The sequence below is a fragment of the Marinobacter sp. LA51 genome (genome assembly GCF_030297175.1).
Taxonomy (GTDB): Bacteria; Pseudomonadota; Gammaproteobacteria; order Pseudomonadales; family Oleiphilaceae; genus Marinobacter; species Marinobacter apostichopi.
This window is the reverse complement of the sequence record NZ_AP028070.1, coordinates 2,074,498-2,092,675: the sequence shown is the minus strand read 5'-3', so window position 1 is coordinate 2,092,675 and position 18,178 is coordinate 2,074,498. Positions and strand designations below refer to the sequence as shown.

Sequence of the window (18,178 nt, the reverse complement as noted above, 5' to 3'; positions counted from 1 at the left end):
AGTTGAATGTTTGACCATTTGTTGCGTTTGGCTCAAAGCACGTACTCCGTTTCTCGCTCCAAGGCCCTGAAGACGTCTGTAATTCCTCTTGCTTGCGATGCCCTGGAGTAATGCTTAATGACTCGCGCGCGCGCCTTTTTCCCCATACTCATCAATGAATCGGGGTCATTCAGGAGATTAACTAGCTGGTGTGCTGCGGCGACGTGATCATTAATTTTGAACATTTTCCCGGTATCGCGAGATATGGCTTCATTGAGGCCGGGGAGGTCGGATACAAGAAGAGGAAGTTCGGTCGCGGCCATTTCAAGCGATGACATTGGGAAAGAGTCCCATTCCACAGATGCAATCATGCCAATTGAACAACTTTTTAAAAGAGCTGGAACGTCAGTGCGGTATCCTCCAAATGTAATATGATCGTTGACATTTGGGTCTTGAAGATAATTCGAGAAAAGCTCTTTTTCCCCTGGTCGATTACCAAGAATTAGGAACTGTACGTCTCGATAGTGAAGATCCTGAGTTAAGACTTTTGCCGCTTTCAATATAACGTGAACGCCTTTCCGTCGCTCCATATGCCCTGAAAACACCACAATTTTTCTTGTCCTCGGAATGCCAAAGCATTCGTGTGCGTAGAACTGGCAGGATTTGTCAGGGGAATATTTGTTTGTGTCTATGCCGGTTTTTACGATGGAGGTTTTTGAATGGGGAATGCCACGCCCCCTGACCGCTGTATCTCTCATACCGGCAGATTGAAAAATATAATGGTCAGGTCCGCTCCGCTTCGTTGATACCTCGAGTTTTTTCAATAAGAGTTTTAGCCCAGTGTTAATAGAGCTCATCGGCGCTCCCCAGTACGACACGAAGGTTTTGATGCCTCCCTGTCGGAGGGCCTGGTACATCGGTCGAGCTACAGGTTGGTCAAATCCAAGCAGTCTCTCGATGTTGTGATAGTTGATATAGCGCTCAATGGCTTGCAGTTGGTCGGTATCGGTCCATCGGGTGTCGAGATGGAGAATGTTTGTGAGTTCTTCAGGGAGAGACGGTGTCATACCTCTATCGAGGCTTGAGTAGGCGAAATGGATGTTCTTCATGTCACCCGAGAGATCCTTTGCCACCTCAAGAAAGGTATGCTCATGGCTTGATGCAGCGTAACCGGGGTTTGATTCACAGTGAAAAAGTACCAGTATCCCTTTCACGAGCCCCTTGCCTCCGTTGCATTACCTACTGATTTGGCGGGAGTGGCATTTGCAATGTCAGCCAACAACTCATAGGGCCGCTCGCTTACGCTCCTGTCCTCAAGCTGTATATTGCGTGCAGCTGCTTGAAACTCATCCGTTGCGTTGCAGGCTTCAGCAATAAGCCTCTCAAGATTGTTCTCCACTTCTTGAATGGATGTTACCCGTGGTTTCAGCCCCAGCGCTTCGAATGCACCTGTGAGCTTGGCTTGTGTATATTCATCAATGAAGATTCCCACTGCGGGGATGCCGATCGAGAGCGCAAAGATGAGTTGATGGTAGCGCATTGACACGACAAAACTGCTATCGGCGGTTAGCGCTTTAAGTTCGGAGGCACGCGGTATGGGATTAACCAGATGAAAGTCGTTGTCTGGCCAAAGATGTTCTATATTGCGAGCAAGTTTAATGTCACCCTCGGTTCCGTGAGGCGCATGGTGCGGAATGAATACGGTCTTGAGCTCCCGGGCACCAACCGCTTTTTGAATTGTCGAGGCGATCCGCAAAACGTCGGCATCGTCCATTCCTCCGAACTTTCGCATGGACACGCACGCAAAGGCGTCATTTTTTTCGCTTATTGATCGAGTATAACTACTATGTTTTTTCTCAAGAAAGCAGGCATCATCCAAGGCGAAGTGAACGGGGGCGTTGACTTGTGTATGTGAGAAATTGATGTCTCTCACACCTATCCATTTTGCTTTTGGGAGAACTTCGTCGACCCTTTGTCGATGCGATTGCTCGAATGGGCCAATTGTCTGGCTGACCAAAACAATATCTTTTCGGAAAAAGTTGGCGATCCTCAGAAGTCGAAGCCTGGACTCCAGGACACCAGGCCAGACACTCGTCATATTGCCCCCACCGCATACCAGGACCTTGTCGCACCGAATAACCTGGTAGATATTCGTAAAGATCGATTTGAAGTAGGATAAGGGCTTTGCCCAGAGCATTCTTCGGAATGTGTTATCAGTGAGATGGTAAAAAGGGAAGGTTCGGATATTATAGGTTTTAGGAATCTGAGCGGGATTTGCACAGCCCAGTATCAGATTTTCCCTGCCTACCAACTTGGCGAGGCGCTCGATGGCAACTTCTGCCATGGCTTCGTCGCCCACGTGATACTCCGGGCCAAGCCCAGTAATGTCCGACAGCATGAGTATTCTTGGCATTTTGCACACTCTCAATGTCATAAATCCGTTTATGACCCTGTCATTGATAAAGCCCTCGACAAGATCAGCATCGATATCCTGGAGAACCGTCTATTTCCGGAGATTTCGGGTATACAGCTCCTCGTATTTTTTGGTGTTGGCCTGCAGTCCGAAGGTTTTTTGAGCGTGGCATACGCCTCTTCTCGACTTCTCACTCTGCTCCGATTCGGCTCCCAGTGCCCTGGCTGTTATTTCTGCGTAGGCCTCAGGGGTTTGCTCAACCACCAGCCACCCACAATCACCGTTAGCCAGTACCTCCGGTATGCCCCCGACTCGATGGGCAATCACCGGAATTTCCATGGCCAGGGCTTCCAATAGGGTCATCGGTAAACCCTCGTGGTCTGAGGTCATCAATACCGCGTCCAGCTTGCTCAGTTCTTCATACGCCGGATTCACAAACCCCTTGAACTCTATGTCGTCAGCCAGTCCGAGAGACGAAGCCAACGCCCGCATTTGCAGTTCAAGTGGGCCAGAGCCGATAACCACGCCGGTGCACGGGAGCCCCTGTTGTTTGAGAATTGAGATGGTCCGAATGAACAGATCAATTCTTTTGACCGGAACCAATCTGCCGACGATGCCGATCCGGTAGGGTGCGCCCTTCGCAGCTGTGCTCCGGGGCCATTGCTGGCGAAGGCCCGCGACATCGATAAAATTGAAGATTTTTCGAACCTTGCCCGGAAACAATTTTTCAAGCCTCACCTCCAATTGGGACGACACTGCGACTACCGCCTGTTGACGAAATCGCCCCAATAATAAGTCTAGTAGGCGAACCAGCCATTTGTGAGGTGACTTGAAAGAGAATTCCGTTTCAGGGTTGCCGTGAACCGTGCGAACGGAACAGGGCACTCCCGCGAGATCTTTGGCTATGACGCCAAGAATATTCTCCTTGAAGCCGTGGGTGTGCAGAATTGAGGTGCCCTCGCGTCGGCAGTGAATGCGGACGATGTTCACCAAGGTTAGCGCTCCGTGCCTGGATTCTTCAGCTATCTCCACTGTCAGGCCCAAAGATTGTAACTTTTCGCTCAAAATGCCTTCGTTGAAAACTACCGCAGTGAGCCGTAAATCTTGAGTCGCGGACAGCGCTTTGAATAGATTGAATACTTGAACCTCTGCGCCAGCCCAAATATCTCCAGAAACAACATGTGTCACTACTGTCGGATTACTCAAAGGATTCCGCGGCCTATTGTGGCGAAGAGCTTGCGGGGCGAGCTGCTGTTGCCATCGTGTAAATTGAAGCGTCGGAGGTCAAAAGCATCTCGACTCTGTGGGTTCCATCCGATTTTCGTCGTACAGGCGGCCTGATAGTTCTCCTTCACCAGTTTTTGCCCGTCAGCTGTAATGTCGCCATTCGGATAACAGAAGATGGGTACAGCGCTGCGCCCGAGTCTTTTGAGGTCCTCCTGGCAACCGACTATTTCGTCACGAAGAGTTGGGGCGGAATCGATTCGGTTCAGCCGAAAATGGTTCTGTGTGTGGGCACCAAATCGAACCAGGTTGCTGGCGGCCATCTCACTGAGTTCGGTGCTGTTAAGGATAGGCCGAAACGATTCTTCGGGAGTCGCAGCAACCGCCGCCTTGGGGACACCGGCCAAATGGTCAAGGATGGTTTTATCGTCCAGCGCCTTTAGTCTGCTGATCACTTCATCTGCTTGTTCCAATGTGAGGGGCGAATCGGACGAGGATTCAGAGGGTAAGAAAGGACATAGCCACTGAAATTCGGGGCTGCTTTTGTCCAAAGCAGCAGAGGTAAGGAGCTTCAGAATCTGTTCCGGCCAAAACACCCGATGGGTATCGAGAAGCCCCGTGACCAGGAAGATCGTCGCGGGGGTAGCCTCTGAACTCAGGACTGGAAAGGCGTATCGGTAATTGTCCTGCCAGCCATCATCGAAGGTCAGGGCAAAGGATAATTTGGGCAGGTACTCATTCTTGACTCGCATTGATAGCCAGTCGTCAAGATGTACCGGGACAGCGCCAACCGATTGCATGAGCCGGATATGGCTGCGCAAGACTTCGGGCGAAGTAACCATACCCGGTTGTTCGACGTGTCGGTCGGAATGATGATCGGGAAGGATCCGGTGGTAGGTGAGAATAATTAACGTCGATTTCGACGTTAACCTCATCCTGATCCAGCCATAGACCGCCAGCGCCCCGAGGACGAAATACTTCAACCCAGATCGTAGGTGAGCCAAAGACTATGCCTCCTTGATAGCCGCCAGTGGTTTTGGCTTTATCGTCCCTGTATAGTCTGTAACCATGATTCTGCCATTCGGAGGCGGAATTGTCATTAATGCCGGTTCACAAGGATTGAGAACTATGTCGGTTTTTTTGTTCTGGTTGGCTGTTCTTGGCGTAGTGTTTAGCTACTTTCTTTACCCTCTCCTGTTGTTGCTCGTCCCCAAGCGAAAACGAAGCTTTGACATTGGTACCTTGGCGGAAGACGAACTACCGATCGTTTCCCTTATTGTTACGGCTCACAACGAAGAATCCCGAATTCGCGAAAAGTTAGAGAATTGTCTGGATCTCGACTATCCGAACCTCGAAGTGATTGTTGCATCCGACTGCTCTTCAGATGCTACAGACCAGATTGTTAGGGAATACCATAGAGACAACGTTGTTTTGGCCCGTGCAGAGGAACGAAAGGGAAAGGAATACGCTCAGCTCCAAGCCATAAAGAAATCGTCTGGTGCTATTCTGGTTTTTTCCGATGTCGCAACTTCTATACCGCATGATTCGCTCCGAAAACTGGTGCGGTATTTCACGGATCCAGGGGTGGGTGCCGTCTCCAGTGAAGATCGTTTTGTAAGCCGAGATGGACGCATCGTAGGCGAAGGAGCTTACGTCCGGTATGAGATGTGGCTGCGCAAGCTAGAATCTGAGCGCGGCGGAATCGTCGGCTTGAGTGGCTCGTTCTTCGCAGCAAGAAGAGAAGTTTGCGAAAAAAACTGGGATATATTCTCGCCCAGTGACTTTAATACAGCGCTTAACTGCGCAAACTCCAAACTGGTCGCCGTTACAGCCCATGATGTGCTCGGGTTTTATCAGGATGTGAGTGACCCTTCCAAGGAATACCAGCGCAAGATTCGGACTGTAATAAGGGGCCTCACAGCCCTAAGTCGGCATATGGAGGTCCTGAATCCAGCAAGGTTTGGTATGTTTTCCTTTCAGGTCTTTGGCCACAAGCTCATGCGTTGGGCGGTGCCCTGGTTTCAGTTGCTTTTGCTCGGGACCTCCCTTGCGCTAGCAGGAAAGGGGGGGATCTATTTGCTTGCGCTTGTGACCCAGATTCTTTTCTATGGTTTGGTTGTGCTGGGGCATTTCGTACCGGAGGTCAGACGTAAAGCTTGGTGCAAGATTCCTTATTTCTTTGTTCAAGTAAATGTTGCAATTGCTCATGCCACACTGTTCTTTGTTTCAGGTCGAAGGATGACAGTGTGGACGCCATCCGCCCGCTGACCGGCTTGGGGATCGGTGCATGTTTAGTAAGTTGAGACCTGTGGGTAGCAGAGTACCCACTCCGGAGTACTCATCGGGTCCGCTCCAGTTTCCATGGCAACGTTCCTACCATTCTGAGTTTACAGGATCGGGCACAGAAGCACTCTCGATGGCCATTGCAATAGCGATTGCCAAAAAAAACACCGCGAAGACTCCCGAGGTCATTCTTCCGGCATACGGTTGTCCGGATCTCGTTGCGGCTGTCTTGGCTCAAGAAGCCAAACCCGTTTTGGTCGACTTGGTTCCTGGTGCGCCTTTCATGGATTTGGAGCAGCTGAAAAAGGCAATTTCTTCGACAACCGTAGCCCTGGTAGGAGTCGGTCTACTAGGGATTCCTGAACGACTGGATCGCTTATCCCAGCTCTGCCAAGACAGTGGAGTCACCTTGATCGAGGATTCGGCTCAATGCTTTCCTCCAGCCAGTAACAGGCGGCAGTGGGCGGATCTGATTGTTCTTAGCTTTGGACGTGGCAAGCCAGTCAACCTGATGGGAGGCGGCGCATTGTTGGTCAGAAGAAACAATCTTGCTTTGGCTAAACAGATCCTTGAGCAGTTTCCTCTTCTGGAGATGAAGATTGGCCTCGGATGGAAGGTTAAGCGGATGGTGTTCAATTTATTCCTACGGCGGTTTCCCTACTTTTTGTTAGAGAAACTACCGGGGCTTGATATTGGCGAAACAAAGTTTAGGGCGCTTGAAGAAGCAAGGCGGGTGGCGTTGCCTGAGCAGTTGGTGTTTTCCGGAATCCATCAATTTCGGAAGCGCTTACCAATTCATCGGTCTTACTTAGCGCAACTGCAATTGCTGAAGCAAGCAGGTTGGGACTTTTTAGACGAAGAGACGCCGTCAAGCAATGCTCAAAGTGTACCGAGAAACCGGTTTGCAATCCTGGCTCCTAGCGCGCATAAGCGGGATCTTGCCGAGCGCGCACTGAACCGCGCCGGAATCGGTGCGAGTAGTTTTTATAGGTGTATCCTTCCGGAGATTGATGGAGTTCCCGAAATTACCGGAGCATCGAGCTATCCTAATGCCCGGAAATTCTCTGACAGGTTGCTCACGTTGCCGTGTCATGAAGACGTGACTGAAGCTGATATAGCACTTGCTGCCGAAGTGTTAATTCGATCAAGCCAGGATTGATTGCCGCCTGGCTTGATAGCATGTGCTTGCCCCAGTCGCTTCCGCTGGAACAGCCTATTGAACAACGCTGGTCTTAACCTCTGAATATTCTCCGGCTACGCCATCGCTATCAATGGCTCTTATTTTGAATTGCCATTCGCCCTCATCTAGATCTTTTACTACGTATCGGTTGGAACCATCATTCTCGATAATTTCGGTTTGCACCCCTGAGCCCTGCGCGTTCACCCTGATGGCATCGGCGACAACATACCCGTCGGCATCGTTGTCAATTCGGACAACCACTTGTGCGTCGCTGGTAGAGAAAGACCCTAGTTTTTGCCAGGTGCCGCCATTGCTGCGTTGATCTACAATCGCGGCATCAGTAGTTTGATTACCACTGGGATCGGTGTAGGTGTACTCGTAGGTTGCGTTGGAGGCGCGCAAGCCAGACGACACCCAGTGGCCAAAAAGCTCATAGGTGGTTCCAGGCGCCAGGTCAGTTACCTGCCAAGCCGCGGTGGTTTCACCTGATCCAGGATTCATAATGAAATAGTCGCTGCCGATAAACCCACCGTAACCGCTGGAGGATCGCCCGCCGCCAGACGTTACGAAAGCGTTTGATTCGTTGTCGATTACCCGTTCCTCGCCAACTGCTGCCACTTGGTAGGTGAGCTCGTATCGGGCAATGTCGCTTTGGCTCAAATCACTGCCATCAGTTCTCTGAGTGGGCGGATCCCAGGTTACCAATACAGATTGCGTATCTGGTGCGCTTGTATCGTCATTGGCTCTTGTGCCGGCGCTGAATTCTTCTAAATTAGTGTATCCATCGTTATCTGAATCACCTGAAGAGTCGTCAATGGTCGGATCTAAACCGTTAGAGACTTCATACCCATCATCAATGCCGTCACTATCACTGTCTGAACTTGTAGGGTCAGTTAGGGATAGGAATTCATCGGAATTGCTCAAGCCGTCACCATCCAGGTCCAGATCAGCGTCTGATGCTGAATCTGGATCAAGTCCGTAGGTCACTTCCCATTCATCGGGAATACCATCACCATCGGTATCATCCGTGTCCCCCGGATCTTCGCCGGCTGAAACTCCGACTTCTCTGAAAAGAATGGCGTCGGCAACAACATAGCCGTCGGCATCGTCACTGACAGTTACGCGTCCTGTGAGCGTTGACATGCGGTAGGTGCCAAGTTTGAACCATTCACCGCCATTTTCTCGCTGATCTATGACTACTGTGTCGGTAACGAGGTTGTTATTGCTATCCAGGTGATGAATAACGTACTTGACGTCAGAACCCCGTCTTGGCGTCGAGGACCATTTTGCGAAGATATCAAAGGAACGGATTATATTGAGGTTCCAAGTCGCAACATTTGACCCATCACCAGGGGGCAAAATTAGGTAATCCGTGCCTTCATAGCCCTCAATAGAGTTTGAAATCCGCCAGTCACCATCTTTGAAGAAGCCGATGTCTTCGCGATCTATGATGTGTTCCGATGGGTCTCCTGCCGCCGTCGGATCGAGATCATCCGGTAATTGAGGTGCTTGAATGGCACAACCGACGAACAGGGAACTCGATATAGACAGAAGTAATACTCTATTGTTCCTGACCATGGGGTCACCCTCAGGAAGCTGATTGGAAAACTCTAGGTAGCTCAATGAAGCATGGCACACGGAGGTAATAAATAAATATCGCTGATTAGTTTTTATACTTTTATAAACGATGTTTTGATAAGCAAATAGAATTTCCTCTGGTGTCAGAACCTAAAGCAGAGAAGGGGGTACGCCAATCATTGTCCTGACAGAAGAATAGTGTAGGGATCCTAGGTTCGATCCTGAGTGGGGCAAGACGGTTTCAGGCGATGTCGCATAGGAGCTTCCACACGATGATAGGTGAAGTGCGAGATTCCAATAACGATCACGATCAAAATGGACATGATCGCCAGTTGCTCGGGCAACTGAAAAGTCTCCGAAACTGTTGCTCCGGTGAAAAATGCTACGCAATCCCTCACAACATCCATCACCAGCCAGTGGATCAGGTAAATCGAGTAGGAAATTGTGCCGAGATAAGTTAGCGCCCGATGATTCAGGAAATGATTCTGGCGGTCTGAGAGATGAGCGGCGCATAGTACCAGCCAGGTGAAACCAACTACAGAGATTACCCCGGGTCCCGGGAGGGTTAGGAAGACGAGGTTTAAGATCAAAACTGGAGTTATCAGGTTAGCTGTGGTGATCTTTTGAAAAAGCCCTAACTGGTAGCACCGAAATGCCAGTAAGCCAAGGCAAGCTTCGCAGAAGCATCGAATGAGCATGGGCCACCCTGCATAGTGGAGACCGAGGTCACCAAAGTGCCATTCGATGGCCACGAGTGGTAGTAAAGCGAAGGCAGCGAGTGTCAGAGGTCTTGTGTGAGCAAAGGGAAGTAGCCACCTCATGGCAAAGGGGAGAGTGAAATAGATAATCCATTCTGCGCTGATAGACCAGGCTGGTTGGTTCCAGTATGCGGTCCAGTGAAGGGTTTGAAGCAACAGCAGGTTGGTAATTATGGTCTCGGAGCTTTCGTCGCCGGTAAAAGGAACTGCCAGGTTGCTCATTGACTCTAATTCCAGCTCTGCAAGAAGTAATTGAATTCCTTCGAACCCAACGAATAGCGTCAGCACAAAAAAATGCAAAGGGTAGATTCTGGCGAAACGTGTCTGCATGAACACCCGGTAATCACGTCTCGTGAAACCTGAGCTAAAAGTAGTCTGGTAGACGTAAGCTAGAACAAAACCGCTTAAAATGAAAAATAGATCCACCCAAAGGTAGGACTTATAAAAAAGTTTTGAAGGAACTAAGTATCCAATATCGGGCATCAGAACAAACATGAAGTGATGGCACATCACAAGAATCGCGGCTATGCCTCTCAGTGATGTAAGGGCTTGTAATACCGGAGTGGAGTTAGGGGACATGGTTGTGTCTCCTATTTGTCCGTGGCAGTGCCGCATTGGTTGATAATGCCGTTTGATAAACCCACGTGGCTATTTCCTGGGAAATGACTTCTCTATCAACAGGTTCGGAAAGTATATGGCTTGCTTGTGGCCGGTGGATGACGTGTAGATTGTTTCCAAAGGCAACTGAGTTGAAGCATTCCTGAAACTGCTTTCGGTATTTGTAGTGTTCATTGCCCAGGAACACATAGAGCATGTTTAATCGTCGGTCATTAAGCATCTGCAGGCCTTTAACCACCTCTTCTTTAGGCGGGTAATTCGCAAAATCGGGTACCTCAAAAAACTGATCATCGATTCCTGAAACTTCGGCGCCTTTCTTTACCTTACGCAATCCGAGTTTGCGTAGGAAAAAGCCACCCCATCGAGTAAGCGACAGCAAGCGTGGGGAATAATGCATCATCTGGCTTTTCCACGTGGTGTAACAATAGCCATCGAGCTGGACAGTACCAATTACTCGTCGATCGGCTAGCGCCGTACGGTATGCAGCGAATGCGCCGGAGCAAAGTCCATATAATATGAAGCGGTCGAACTGACGCCAGTTTTCCAGGTAATCCATCACTTCCTGGACTTCGTCGACTGCCGACTGGTTGGCTGTCAACGTTCCGCGACGGGCTTCGCTGTCGCCAATGCCCGAGAAATCGAATCGGAAGCTGGTCATACCTGCTCGTTCGGCGAGTGCGCGGGCCACAATCACGGACAGGCGGCAGGAACCAACCCTATGAATGACACCGGAGTTCAGAAGGATGACCGCAGTTTTGGAATCGGACATCTGATCGGAATTCGGTTCACATAGAACGCCGACCAGCGGTAACTGATCCCCAACTGTTACAACCCGTTCTCGCATGTTCGGCCCTTCTACAAATTAGGTGCTTGAGCGAAATAGCGTTCAATGGCGTCCACAACTGGTTTGGGCCAAAGAATGCCTCCAACGTGGTCTACGTAGTTCCAATCATGTGGAGCCGGCGCAAGCTCATAGTAGAAACCTGGAGAATCGGACAGGGAGGTGCGCAGATGCGCGAAGGTGTCAGATTCATGGGAAACGATCTGAGCGATAGGAACGGACTTAGTGGGGGCAATATCATCAAGACCCCAGCTAGAAATCGTTTCCTGGAACAGCGGTGGTAGACAAAAACCATTGAAATGTAGCGTTCCATCCGGAGTTTGCAGCCGTGACCGGCTACCTGAGGATTCGGCGCCAGTGATGACGGATCTGATGCCGTCGACGTAGCCGGCACCACTGATGATGGGGTCCCACATGACAAGTCGGGAAATTCGGTCATCTTTCTGGCTAGCTTTTGCCGCGAGAAGCGCACCCAGTCGTAGTCCGATTAGAGCGACTCTGGTCACCGCGGCCATATCCATTAGCTCCTGAATTGCGTGGCCGATGTCCTCAACCCAATGCTCGGCCGATACCCCGCTCAGGTCTCCAGCGGAGTCGCCGGTACCCCGATAGTCGAAGCGGAGTACGGGATACCCGAGTTTGGCGAGGTTGATAGCCAGTCGTCGAATAGATTTGTGCGCCCTCAGGTATTCTTGGCCAAATGGATTGCATAACAGAACTGCTTCATTGCGGTTGACTCCCTCTCTGGGGTGGAAAACCCCAAAGAGATAACTCTCGGATGGACCAAAGTAAAACGCTTCCAATATTGTCTCCCGACGGTACGACTACTCGGTTTTTCAGTTGGTTGGAAGGACCTGTCACGATGCTCCGAATAGTCGCCTGAGCATTGTGCGCCCTGATTTTCCTGTTTTTTTCGTTTGCTCTACTTGAATTCCTGAATCACCCGGAGCCTGCTTTTGATCTATGAGATTAGCCAGCTGTTCCAGAGTGTTCACCCACAGGTCCTGGGGCAATAGCCTGGCCCCGAAGACCTTTTCAATATCAACGATCACTTTCAATGCGAGAAGCGAATGGCCGCCCACATCGAGGAACTGGTCGGTCAGAGCGATCTCCTCACGCTTGAGCAACTCCTTCCAGATATTCATTAACCGAATCTCCGTTTCGTTGGGCGCGCGTGGTGATAGGCGACTTCTCGGTTGGCTGATGGACAGCTCCGCTAGCAGTTTCCGATTAACCTTGCCGGAGGGTAGTAATGGCAATCGCTCATGGGATGAAAACTGCTGGGGTAGCATGTAATCAGGCAAGAACCGTCTCAGGTGCTTACGAAGTTCACTACCAGTAGGAAGCTCCTCGGCATCGAAAGTAACGTGGGCGATTAGGCGCTGATCATCAGGGCCAAAACTTTGAACAACAACCGCAGCGTCCGTGACATACGGATGGCTGCGAAGATTGATCTCTATTTCTTCCAGCTCAATCCGATAGCCACGCACCTTGACCTGATTGTCCAGGCGGTCTCCAAATTCAATCTGGCCATCGAGCGTCCAACGAGCGAGGTCACCTGTGCGATAGAGTCGCTCGCCGTTGGAAAAGTGTACGAAGCGTTCGGCAGTCTGTTCTGGGTTCCTGCGATAGCCGTTCGCAAGCCCCATTCCGCCAATCCACAGCTCGCCGTAGACTCCGAGGGGTAGGGGGTTACCCTGGTCATCCAGTACGTGTAATTGTGTGTTGGCCAATGGCCTACCGATCAGAATGGCCGGCAAGTTTCCTTCTTTGCTCGGCATCACACGGTGGCAGCTGGTCCACACGGTGGCTTCGGTAGGGCCGTACATGTTCCATAATTCTACGCCAGCCTTGACCAGGCTATCGGCCAGATCTGGCGGTAATTTCTCTCCTCCAATTAAACCTTTAAGTGGTCTCGATATCTGGAGCCCGGAGTTCAACAATAAGCGCCAGGTTGCTGGCGTCGCCTGGAGCACGGTGATTTCCTGTTGCTCCAATAGGACGTTGAGTTGATGCGGATCGCTACCTTGGGTAGCCGAGGCGACGAAAACCGTTGCACCAGCGCTGAGCGGTAGGAACAGTTCCAGTAATGAAATATCGAACGCGAGCGTGGTAAGGGCTAGCAATCGATCCTGCTCATTGAGTCCGGGTTCTTCGGCAACCGCTGCCAGGAAGTTGTGCAGGGCGCCATGACTGATTTCAACACCTTTTGGAACCCCTGTGGAGCCGGAGGTGAAAATGATGTACGCCAGTTGTGCCGGGGTCAGGGACACGGGCACTGGATCTGCACTTTGGCTTGCTATGGCGTCTTCCTCTTGGTCGAGAAGAAGGGTTGAACCGTCATGAGCGTCTTGAGCCGCCTGATACTCCGAATACGTAACGAGAAAGTGGGCCTGCGCGACCTCGAGAATGGACTTAATCCGGTCCTGAGGGTAGACCGGGTCCAGGGGCACATAAGCGGCACCCAACTTCCAGAGAGCAATGACAGCGGCCGGTAGATCAACGTTTCGTGTGAGTAGAAGCGCGACAACGTCTCCGCTCTTGACGCCCTTTGAAGTGAAGAGCCTCGCCAATTGATTGGAACGCTGATCCAGTTGTGCGTAGCTGTAGCATCGGAACGAGTCTTGGCAGGCCGGTTTGTCGGGCTTGTTGGAAACGTGACAGAGAAAGTCAGTGAGGAAACCTTGGCCGAATGACCGGGCGGCATCAGTTCTGTTCCACTCTGCAATACGATCTCGTTCGGCCTTGCCTGCACTGATCAACTGATCAAGGTTGAGTTCCTCCTTTTGCTCAGTCAGCGCCAGAACACTTTCCTGAAAGCTTGCCACGAATCCTTCTACAGTTGAGCGTTTGAATAGTTGGATCGGGTATTCGAAACCAGCTTGCATGCCGCGGGCGTGTCGCTTGAACCAGACGTCCAGGTCTGTCTCGACTCCCACGCGATCCAGATTGATCTGGGAGCGCTCAATACCAGTCATCTGGTCCCTTCGATTGCGAACATCCTGGTAGTTGAACAGAGTCTGGGCAATGGGATTGCGGGACGGATCACGAGGCGGGTTGATGGTGCGCACGAGTAGATCGAAAGGTGCGTCCTGATGATCGATGGCGTTCAGAATAGTCTCTTTGACGTGCTGCACCAGATCGCCGAAATCTTGACGATTGGTGAGCCTGAACCTGCATACCAGCACATTGATCATTGGCCCCATTAGGTCACTGAGTTCGTCCTGGTTCCGAGCGTAAACCGGCACATTGATAATAAGGTCCGACTGACGACTGAAGCGGTGCAGCATTAATACATACAAGGCCAGCAAGACCATGAAAAAGGTGGTTTGATGCCGGATCGCCAGGGATTCCAGCGCGTCAATCGACGCCTCACCTATATCGAATTTGACCCCCTCCGAGCGATGGGGTTGAGTATGAGGTCGTTCGTAGTCGGCGGGCAGATTTAAAACTGGAAGTTCCCCTGACAGTTGCTTGCTCCAGTAGCGGAGGTGTTCGTTCATGGCGTCGCTCCGGAGCCAGTCCCTTTGCCAAACAGCAAAATCCCGGAATTGGACAGGTAAATTCGGCAAGGGATTTCCCAAGTCTTGAGAGTACGCGTTGTAGAGCGCGCACATTTCTTTCAGCAGCAAGTCGAATGACCATCCATCAAAGACCAGATGATGAATCATCAGGAAAAGGACATGTTCCTGATGCTCCACATTTATCAACCAGACTTTAAACAGTGAGCCCGATGCCACATCAAAACTTTTGGCCGCTTCGGCTCTGAGTGCAACTTCCAGAGAGTTTGAGTCTTCTGCTCCAAAGGCCGATGGTGGCACAGGTTTTAAATCGATTGATCTGGACTCATCAATGACAATCTCTACCTCTCCCTCGGGATTGGCGAAGTTGGCCCTTAGTATTTCATGACGCTGGAGGATGGTATTGAAGGCCCGCTCAAGAGCCGTCACGTTCAGGTCGCCCTGGAAGCGGAAAACAGCAGGCAGGTTGAACGCGTAGGAATCTGGGACGATCTTTTCGTATAGGTACCAGACTTGTTGCTGGGGAATGGCATAGACGTGTACGCCTTCGGCCCGCTTCTGAATGACCTGATTTTTTGAACCTTTCTGCCGTTCCTGGTCAATGAGTCGGGCCATGGATTGCACCGTGGGTGCCTCAAACAACTTGCCCAATCCAAGGGCGATGCCGTATCGGCTCTTAATCTGAGCAAGCATCTGTGTGCCTAATAGGGAATGGCCGCCCAGATCAAAGAAGTTTGCGTCAGCGCTCAGCCTTTCAGCTCCGAGCACTCTGCCCCATAACTCGGCAAGGTCAGTCTCTGTTCGAGTCTCAGGCGGTACATAGTCTGCCTTGGGCAAAAGCGTTAGGTCAGGGGCGGGCAAGGCCTTGCGGTCGACTTTCCCGCTGGATGTCAGTGGCAGAGCGGGTAGCTGGATAAAATGCTGGGGAAGCATGTAGTCAGGCAGGTGTTGGCTGATGTGGAGTTTAAGGTCTGACAGCCAATCGGCCAGTTCCGATTTCGCGACGACGTAGGCAACCAGGCGTTGGTCGTTTTTCCGATCCTCACGGGCAAGTACTGCGCACTGGGTAATGCCGGAATACCGCAGAATGACGGATTCAATCTCCCCGAGCTCAATGCGCAGCCCCCTGAGCTTGACCTGAAAGTCGTTACGGCCGATGTACTCCAACACTCCATCAGCCCGCATCTTGACTAGATCACCGGTCCTATAGGCCTTGGCTGGCTCTTTGGTGAACGGGTCGTCGATAAATCGTTCTGCCGTCAAGTCAGGGCGATTCAGGTACCCCCGGGCGACCTGGACACCTGCAATCAATAGTTCGCCGACAAGACCGGGTGCCAGTAGTTGCATCTGCTCGTTAACCACATATAGCCGGGTATTGGGAGGTGCTTTGCCCATGGGAACCGTGTGCTCGAACGTTTCCTTACCGCATTGCCACAGACTGGCATGAACGGCAGCTTCAGTCGGACCATACAGGTTCCAACATTCCGCATCTGGGAAGGCCTCGTGCAAGCGGGCTTCAAGCTCTGTACTGACGGCTTCGCCGGCCAATACCAGACGACGAATGCTCGGGCACTGAGCCTGTTGGCAGACCTCTATGAAGAGATATGCCAACGAAGGCACGAAATGGATATGAGATATCTGGTGCTGATTGATCAGACTGGCCAGGTATTCGGGGTCTTTGTGTCCTTCCGGTCTGGCGATGACTAGCCGGCTCCCGGTCATCAGCGGTAAAAACAGTTCGCAAAGGGATACATCGAAGGTATAGGGCGTTTTTAGCATAACGGCGTCCGCTTCGTTGAGCGGAAACGTCTCCTGCATCCACAACATGTGATTACAGATCGATTGATGCTCAAGCATGACGCCTTTCGGAGTTCCGGTAGAACCCGAGGTATAGATGACATACGCGAGCTGAGACGGATAGAAAGGTACCTCAGGTCGACCAGCGTCGAATTGGCTCAGGTCTATATCGGGGCCGTCTAGGGCTAGGGCTAGAACTGAATCAGGAACCCGACTTTTGAGTTTAACTTGTGTAAGAACAAACCGGGCGCTGACCTCTTCCAGAATAAATGCCAGTCGATCATGGGGGTGTCCGGGGTCAAGGGGAAGATAGGCGCCGCCGGCTTTAAGAATGCCGTTGATCGCCACGAGCATTTCGAACGATCGGTCCATGAGGATCGGAACGAGGGACTCTGCCTCGATGCCTTGGCCAATTAACCAATGGGCGAGTTGGTTGGCGCGCTCATCGAGCTCGCGAAAAGTCAGTTCTTGGCCTTCGAATACCAGAGCCGTGCGGTCGGGGAACTGATCCGCAGTTGCTTCGACAAGCCCATGTAAGGACGTATGCTGGAGATCATAGTGTCGAAGGGCTGACGTCCATTCATTGCGGTAGATTTCCTCATCTAGAGTTCGGAGTAGATTATGCTGTTTCAGTTCGGTTTCCGGCTGCGCCAGAACTCTCTGCATGAGTATCAACAGCTCCTCCATGCGTCTATCGATCGTATCTGTATTCCAGAGCTGGCGGTTGTGAGTGCACTCCATAACCGCAGACCTATTGGACAGGGTAATGTTGAGGTTGAGATCGAAATTCTCAAAGGCTCGCGGATTGGACGCAAACTCCGACCTAAGGCCGAAAAACTCGAAATCAGACTCGTTGGCCTGATCCACGTTAAAAATGACCGAGACTAAAGGCGGCTTGGAAGGATCACGTGCAATCCCCAGTGTCTTGAGGAGGGTCCCGTAGGTGAGATACTGATGCTCAAAAGCCTCCAGCATGTTTTCTTGGGTTTTCTGGAGCAACTTTTGGAAAGTGTCCTGTCCGGAAACCTGAATGTATAAGGGTATGATGTTGACGCAGTGTCCAACCAGGCTATGTTCTTCTTTTGCCATCTGTCCCGCGAACGGGATACCCAGGACAATCTCCTGGCACCCAGAAATACGGTGCAGATAGGCAACAAAGGTCGCGATAAGTGTGGTGGTGATCGTGCTGCTGTTTTTGGCAGCCAGTGCTTTAAGTCCTGCCAACAATTCCAGTGGCAACGGTTTATCCAGGCGGTAGGCCTCAAAGCTTCTGTTCAGCGGCCGGGGCCTGTCGAAAGGCAGGTCCAGCGCTGGCACTCCATTGGCAAAACGCTTGGACCAGTAGGCAATGCTCTGCTCCCGCAAAGAACGTGTTTCTTCACTCCGCTCCCAGTTTGCGTAAGCGCTGAATCGTGGAGCCGGTTCCAGTGAAGCATGTGAGGGCGGATCAAGTTTTTCCGAGTAAAGCGCTCCGAGTTCGCTGGCAAGGATGTACAGGGACCAGCCATCACAGATTGAATGGTGTAATGTCAGGAGTATTCGCGTGTCCGTTTCGGTGAGTGAAATGACATTCATACGTGCCAGAGGGCCATTGAGCAGGTCAAACGGATCTACGACGGCATCGCGTGCCAGCGCATCCAATTGCGCGCATTTGTCGGCCTCGCGCAATGACGAAAGATCATAGTGGAAGATGGGAGCCGGCCGGTCTCGATAGATCACCATTTCCTCCCCATCATCGCTGAAACAACCCCGCACAGCCTGATGGCGGAGCCAGAGTGACTTTAGCGCGTCGTCCAATGCACTCGAATTGACATGGCCCTGTAGGCGGATGAATACGGATTCGTTGAAGGAGGCGCTGGCACCGTCTCCGAATTGCGCCGCAAGCCAGACCTCGCGCTGGGACTCTGTTGTGGTGATGGTGCTTTCCAGATCGCCAAACTGGAAAGGATCGTGACGGTCAAGGTACTGCGTTACAGCGGTGTTCAT

Annotated in this window: 11 protein-coding genes; 2 read left to right on the top strand and 9 right to left on the bottom strand. The window is 51.5% G+C overall.

Annotated elements, in window-relative coordinates; all coding sequences use genetic code 11:
• Positions 1-32: 32 nt before the first annotated feature.
• From QUE89_RS09605 to QUE89_RS09590, 4 genes are all read right to left on the bottom strand, one after another.
• The gene (locus QUE89_RS09605; protein ID WP_286219888.1) at positions 33-1,193 is read right to left on the bottom strand and encodes a glycosyltransferase family 4 protein; all 1,161 of its coding nucleotides are present in this window, start codon (positions 1,191-1,193) and stop codon (positions 33-35) included.
• Positions 1,190-2,338: a polysaccharide pyruvyl transferase family protein gene (locus tag QUE89_RS09600; RefSeq protein ID WP_286219887.1), complete on the bottom strand. Its 1,149-nt coding sequence runs from the start codon at positions 2,336-2,338 to the stop codon at positions 1,190-1,192. Before QUE89_RS09600 ends, QUE89_RS09605 begins: the two co-directional genes overlap by 4 nt.
• 144 nt (positions 2,339-2,482) lie before the next feature.
• Positions 2,483-3,598, bottom strand: coding sequence for a glycosyltransferase (locus tag QUE89_RS09595; RefSeq protein ID WP_286219886.1), 1,116 nt, complete (start codon positions 3,596-3,598; stop codon positions 2,483-2,485).
• Positions 3,595-4,620: a polysaccharide deacetylase family protein gene (locus QUE89_RS09590; protein WP_286219885.1), complete on the bottom strand. Its 1,026-nt coding sequence runs from the start codon at positions 4,618-4,620 to the stop codon at positions 3,595-3,597. The genes QUE89_RS09595 and QUE89_RS09590 overlap by 4 nt, the downstream gene beginning before the upstream one ends.
• A 124-nt stretch (positions 4,621-4,744) precedes the next feature.
• On the opposite strand from QUE89_RS09590, the gene QUE89_RS09585 reads away from it, so the two are divergent.
• Together QUE89_RS09585 and QUE89_RS09580 are read left to right on the top strand one after the other, a co-directional pair.
• Positions 4,745-5,884, top strand: coding sequence for a glycosyltransferase (locus tag QUE89_RS09585; RefSeq protein WP_286219884.1), 1,140 nt, complete (start codon positions 4,745-4,747; stop codon positions 5,882-5,884).
• Between the two features lie 148 nt (positions 5,885-6,032).
• Entirely contained in the window at positions 6,033-7,058 is a 1,026-nt protein-coding gene (locus QUE89_RS09580) for a DegT/DnrJ/EryC1/StrS family aminotransferase (protein ID WP_286219883.1), read from the top strand.
• Positions 7,059-7,112: 54 nt separating this feature from the next.
• On the opposite strand, the gene QUE89_RS09575 is transcribed toward QUE89_RS09580, so the two are convergent.
• The 5 genes from QUE89_RS09575 to QUE89_RS09555 form a co-directional block, all read right to left on the bottom strand.
• Positions 7,113-8,657, bottom strand: a complete 1,545-nt coding sequence (locus QUE89_RS09575; protein WP_286219881.1) for a golvesin C-terminal-like domain-containing protein — start codon at positions 8,655-8,657, stop codon at positions 7,113-7,115.
• 209 nt (positions 8,658-8,866) lie between these two features.
• Positions 8,867-9,994 carry an acyltransferase family protein gene (locus QUE89_RS09570; RefSeq protein ID WP_286219880.1) on the bottom strand — a complete coding sequence of 376 codons (1,128 nt, stop codon included), beginning with the start codon at positions 9,992-9,994 and terminating at the stop codon, positions 8,867-8,869.
• A complete protein-coding gene (locus QUE89_RS09565; RefSeq protein ID WP_286219879.1) occupies positions 9,984-10,877 on the bottom strand; it encodes an alpha/beta hydrolase family protein in 894 nt (297 codons plus the stop codon). The genes QUE89_RS09570 and QUE89_RS09565 overlap by 11 nt, the downstream gene beginning before the upstream one ends.
• A gap of 11 nt (positions 10,878-10,888) precedes the next feature.
• Positions 10,889-11,677, bottom strand: a complete 789-nt coding sequence (locus QUE89_RS09560; protein WP_286219878.1) for a serine aminopeptidase domain-containing protein — start codon at positions 11,675-11,677, stop codon at positions 10,889-10,891.
• A gap of 54 nt (positions 11,678-11,731) precedes the next feature.
• Positions 11,732-18,178, bottom strand: coding sequence for a non-ribosomal peptide synthetase (locus tag QUE89_RS09555; protein ID WP_286219877.1), 6,447 nt, complete (start codon positions 18,176-18,178; stop codon positions 11,732-11,734).

Coding starts and splice junctions, on each gene's coding strand:
- QUE89_RS09565 (WP_286219879.1), bottom strand. CDS start 10,877: ATGCGAGAACGGGTTGTAACAGTTGGGGATCAGTTACCGCTGGTCGGC.
- QUE89_RS09575 (WP_286219881.1), bottom strand. CDS start 8,657: ATGGTCAGGAACAATAGAGTATTACTTCTGTCTATATCGAGTTCCCTG.
- QUE89_RS09555 (WP_286219877.1), bottom strand. CDS start 18,178: ATGAACACCGCTGTAACGCAGTACCTTGACCGTCACGATCCTTTCCAG.
- QUE89_RS09580 (WP_286219883.1), top strand. CDS start 6,033: ATGGCCATTGCAATAGCGATTGCCAAAAAAAACACCGCGAAGACTCCC.
- QUE89_RS09585 (WP_286219884.1), top strand. CDS start 4,745: ATGTCGGTTTTTTTGTTCTGGTTGGCTGTTCTTGGCGTAGTGTTTAGC.
- QUE89_RS09570 (WP_286219880.1), bottom strand. CDS start 9,994: ATGTCCCCTAACTCCACTCCGGTATTACAAGCCCTTACATCACTGAGA.